Below are 4,991 nucleotides of genomic sequence, written 5' to 3'. Positions count from 1 at the left end.
CGCCAAACGCCGAGGTGAAGTTGGCCGCGAAGCTTTTGGTGTCGTTGGTGGCCAGCACCGTTTCATCCACGGTCAGTGTTGGTTCCGTGCCGGTGGTGCTGATGCTCGGGCCGTCGTCCTTGAACACCAGGTTCTGGCCGATGTTGAGGGTGGCCTGGGCGCTGTCGCCGTCGCGGTCGGTCTTGGTGGCGGTCAGCGTCACCAGGGTGTCCGCCGCCAGGCTCTTGGAATCATCGGGATTGCTCGTGTCGGGGTGGACCACTGCGCGGATCTGGTCGAGGGTCACGTCGCCGTTGGCGGCGACACTGACGGTGAACACCAGCACGTTGGTGGTCGCGGTGCGGCCTTCTACCACGCCGCCATTGAGCGACAAGTTGACGGCTTCGTTCGTGGCGGTATCGGTCAGCCCCGAAGCACCCGCCACCACGCCGAGGGCATAGGTGAGGGTGCCGGCCCCGTCGGCGCCAAACGCCGAGGTGAAGTTGGCCGCGAAGCTTTTGGTGTCGTTGGTGGCCAGTACTGTTTCATCCACGGTCAGTGTCGGCTCCGTGCCGGTGGTGCTGATGCTCGGGCCGTCGTCCTTGAACACCAGGTTCTGGCCGATGTTGAGGGTGGCCTGGGCGCTGTCGCCGTCGCGGTCGGTCTTGGTGGCGGTCAGGGTGACCAGGTTGTCGGCGCTCAGGCTCTTGGAATCATCGGGATTGGTCGTGTCGGGGTGGACCACTGCGCGGATCTGGTCGAGGGTGACGTCGCCGTTGGCGGCGACACTGACGGTGAACACCAGCACGTTGGTGGTTGCGGTACGGCCTTCCACCACGCCGCCATTGAGCGACAGGTTCACGGCTTCGTTCGTGGCGGTATCGGTCAGCCCCGAGGCGCCCGCCACCACGCCGAGGGCATAGGTGAGTGTGCCGGCCCCGTCGGCGCCGAACGCCGAGGTGAAGTTGGCCGCGAAGCTTTTGGTGTCGTTGGTGGCCAGTACTGTTTCATCCACGGTCAGTGTCGGTTCCGTGCCGGTGGTGCTGACGCTGGGTCCATCGTCCTTGAACACCAGGTTCTGGCCGATGTTGAGGGTGGCCTGGGCGCTGTCGCCGTCGCGGTCGGTCTTGGTGGCGGTCAGCGTCACCAGGGTGTCCGCCGCCAGGCTCTTGGCGTCATCGGGATTGCTCGTGTCGGGGTGGACCACTGCGCGGATCTGGTCGAGGGTCACGTCACCGTTGGCGGCGACACTGACGGTGAACACCAGCACGTTGGTGGTCGCGGTGCGGCCTTCTACCACGCCGCCATTGAGCGACAAGTTGACGGCTTCGTTCGTGGCGGTATCGGTCAGCCCCGAAGCACCCGCCACCACGCCGAGGGCATAGGTGAGGGTGCCGGCCCCGTCGGCGCCAAACGCCGAGGTGAAGTTGGCCGCGAAGCCTTGGGTCGCATTGGTGGCCAGCACCGTTTCATCCACGGTCAGCGTCGGCTCCGTGCCGGTGGTGGCGATGCTCGGCCCATCGTCCTCGAAGACCATCTTGGAGCCGATTTCGGCTTTTGCAATGGACGCCTGGACCAAGGTGAAGCCACCGATGTCGAAGTCGGCGTGGTTAGTGCCCTTGGCATCGAGAGCCGCACCGTTTTCGATCAGCACGCGGTTATGGGTTTGCGTGGTGGTGTATTCGATCTGGTAGCCGGCCTTGACGCCAGTGATGGTGGCAACCCCGCCATTGAAGTTGATGGCAATGGACGTGTCGTTCACCGAGCCGTCCGAGTTCTCGATCACCAGCCCGGTGCTGATGTTGATGACCCGGACATTGGTGATCGCCACTGCGGCGTCGCCTGCGTAGCCATTGATGAAATTCACCCCGGGTTCGGCGGCGGTGCTGAAGGCACTGATCTTGACCACGGCGCTCTTGCCGCTCTGCAATTGCACGACGTCGAAATTGGCGGTCTTCGCATTGAACATGCTGGTGAAGTCGACGTTGGCTTCAACGTCCGCCTCGTTCTGGTCCAGGTTGGGGATGGTCACATCCTGCCGGGCACCGGTGACGAAGGTGAACCGGATGCCTTCCTGTTCCACGATCATCTGGTTGTTGGTGCCGAAGGTGGTCGGGCCGCCAGCCTGACTGGTGTTGATGGTGTCGCCGGTGGTGATGTTCGCGCCGCTGGACTGGTCGGCGGGGTCTTTGCCGGTGGCGATGATGGTCGGGTCGGTGATCCGGGTGATGCCGTTGACCACTTCAGTGTTCGGGTTCGCCGTGGTGAACATCAGAAACAGGTTTTGCCCGGAAGGCGCGTTGGCCAGGCTGAACTCAAGGTCCTGGCTGGCACCGATGAAGACTTTGTCCAGCAGGTTGACCGGGTCATCGGGGTTGCTGGTGACCGGGTTGCTCAGGGGTTGGTACTGCACGGTCCAGATCTTGCCGCCGGAAACCGGCGATCCGGTTTCTTCGATGTAGGCGGCGAACACGATTGCCCCACTTGACCCACCGACCCGGCCCAGGACCATGTTGTCGTTGGTGTCGGTGTAAAGCAGGATGCTGGTGCCGTCGAGGGTGTGCAAGCCGCTGTCCACGCCGTCGAGCGGTGCCCCGGAGGTGCCGACGAAGCTGATGTCGGTGATGGTCGCACCGGGCGCTGCGCTGACGGTGAAGGCGTTGCTGCCGGTGTTGCCGGCGGCGCCGGTGTAGCCACTCAAGGCGGCCCCCGTTGCAGTGCCTGCCCCAAGCGCGGTCAGGCGGGTGGAGAAAGTCGAGGGCAGGGCGGCCAGCAAAATGTCGTTGTCGTCAGCGTCGCCCGCCGGGCTCGGTGTGGCAGTGGCGTTCTGCAAACCGGCGGTTTCGTCCAGTGTCACATTGGTGCCGGTCGCCGTGATGCTCAAGGCGGTGGCGGCAAAGGGGGTGAAGAGGGCGGCCGTATCACCTGTCAGCGAGGAATTTTGTTCTTGGACAGTCATGGCGTGCTCCGAATGATAGTGGCGGTCATCGAGGTCTGACCGTTGACCCGTGACCGCCACTATGTGAAAGCGCGACGCCGTGCGCATCGGCCGATACTCCCAGGCCGGCTAGGAGTTTTGGCCCATTCGGCAGGCGTTGACGGGGGGATCTCATGTTCGTCCTGCGCCCGGTTGACGACTCGCCGTTTAATCGGCATATTTTTGCTCGTTTGTGATCACTGTTGCTCATTTGTGCAGGTTATAGGCATGACGTCCTCCCATGAAGCGTTTCCCGGCGAACGCCAGCGACTGATCAGCGAACGTCTCGCCCTGTACGGGCGGGTGATCGCTGCGGACCTGGCCTGCGAATTCAACGTCTCCGAACACTCGATCCGCCGCGACCTCGGCGCGCTGGTCGCCGCAGGACTGTGCAAGCGGGTCTACGGCGGCGCCATACGCCTGCCCTCGGCGGAGCGGCCGTTGAGCGTGCGCGTCCGGCAAGACACTGCGCGCAAGAACACCCTCGGCCAGATGGCGGTCTCGCTGTTGCGGGCCGGCCAGCATGTGTTCATCGACGCCGGTTCGACCAACCTGGCCATCGCCTGCGCCATCGACCCTCAGCTCGAATTGACCCTGACCACCAACTCGCCATTGATCGCGGTGGAACTGATGAAGTTACCCGGCGCGCAAGTCATTTTGCTGGGCGGCCGGGTGAACCCGGTCTCCGGTGGCGTGATCGGGCTGACGGCCGCGCGGCAGTTGCAGCAGTTCAGTTTCGACCTGTGCCTGCTCGGTGCCTGCGCCCTCGACCCGGACAACGGCGTCACGGCGTTTGGCCTGGACGACGCCGAGTTCAAGCGCGCCGTGGTCGCGGCGAGCGGTCAGGTGGTGGTGGCGGTGACCAACGAAAAACTCTCCAGCGTGGCGCACTACCAGGTGGCGTCGTGCGAGGAGGTCACCGCCCTGGTGGTGGAACCCGATGCGCCCCATGAACGACTGGCGCCGTTTTCCGGCAGGATCGGCACGATCATGAAGGCAACCGGATAAGGCTGGTCATTGTCGGCGAGGGGATTTACGTCTAGTTTGCTGCTCCAGCACACACTACAAAAACAACAGGAGTCATCGATGCAACCGATTCGTCTCGGTCTGGTGGGCTACGGCAAGATTGCCCAGGATCAACACGTACCCGCCATTCAGGCCAACGCCGCATTCGAACTGGTGTCGGTCGCGACCCAAGGGCAGCCTTGTCCCGGCGTCGAGAACTTCCGGTCATTGGCCGAGTTGCTTGAGCGCGGACCGCACGTCGATGCGATCGCTTTCTGCACACCGCCACAAGGTCGCTTCGCCCTGGTGCAGCAGGCGCTGGCCGCCGGTAAGCATGTGCTGGTGGAAAAGCCGCCGTGCTCCACCTTGGGTGAAGCGCAGGCCTTGGTCGATCAGGTCCAGGCGCAAGGCGTCAGCGGCCTGTTCGCCTGGCATTCGCGTTATGCACCCGGCATCGAAGCCGCCCGAGACTGGCTGGCGAGCCGTACCCTGCACAGCGTGCAGATCGACTGGAAGGAAGACGTGCGCAAGTGGCACCCCGGCCAGACCTGGATCTGGCAACCCGGTGGCCTGGGCGTGTTCGATCCCGGTATCAATGCCTTGTCGATCGTGACGCATCTGCTGGCATTGCCGCTGTTCGTCGAGTCGGCCGAGTTGCGCGTTCCCGCCAACTGCCAGTCGCCGATCGCCGCCAGCATCAAGATGTCCGATCCCCGCCAGCTGGATGTCCGCGCCGAATTCGACTTCGATCATGGTCACGATGAGCTCTGGAGTATCGAGATTCGTTGCGCTGAAGGCGTTCTGCGCCTGGACAATGGCGGCGCGCTGTTAAGCATCGATGGCGTGCGCCAGGCGGTGTCGCAGGAGGGGGAATACGCGGCGGTGTACCGGCATTTTCAACAACTGATCGAGGGCAAGGCCAGCGACCTGGATTTGCAACCGCTGCGACTGGTCGCCGACAGCTTCTTTGTGGGCAGCCGCGTACCAGTCGAACCGTTCCATGACTGACGGGGCGGTTGCCTTGCCAGGG

At 63.8% G+C, this 4,991-nt stretch carries 3 protein-coding genes; 2 read left to right on the top strand and 1 reads right to left on the bottom strand.

Annotated features, from left to right (window positions below; genetic code table 11):
- Positions 1–2,938, bottom strand: a 2,938-nt coding sequence (locus ACODSJ_RS24580; protein ID WP_489104210.1) for a DUF5801 repeats-in-toxin domain-containing protein, incomplete at its 3' end; no start/stop codon positions are given.
- Positions 2,939–3,184: 246 nt separating this feature from the next.
- On the opposite strand from ACODSJ_RS24580, the gene ACODSJ_RS24575 reads away from it, so the two are divergent.
- Together ACODSJ_RS24575 and ACODSJ_RS24570 are read left to right on the top strand one after the other, a co-directional pair.
- Positions 3,185–3,964, top strand: a complete 780-nt coding sequence (locus ACODSJ_RS24575; RefSeq protein ID WP_489104209.1) for a DeoR/GlpR family DNA-binding transcription regulator — start codon at positions 3,185–3,187, stop codon at positions 3,962–3,964.
- A gap of 78 nt (positions 3,965–4,042) precedes the next feature.
- Positions 4,043–4,969: a Gfo/Idh/MocA family protein gene (locus ACODSJ_RS24570; protein WP_489104208.1), complete on the top strand. Its 927-nt coding sequence runs from the start codon at positions 4,043–4,045 to the stop codon at positions 4,967–4,969.
- Positions 4,970–4,991 lie beyond the last annotated feature (22 nt).

It is taken from the genome of Pseudomonas sp. FG6 (genome assembly GCF_057809015.1).
This window is presented reverse-complemented; position numbering and strand designations above follow the sequence as displayed.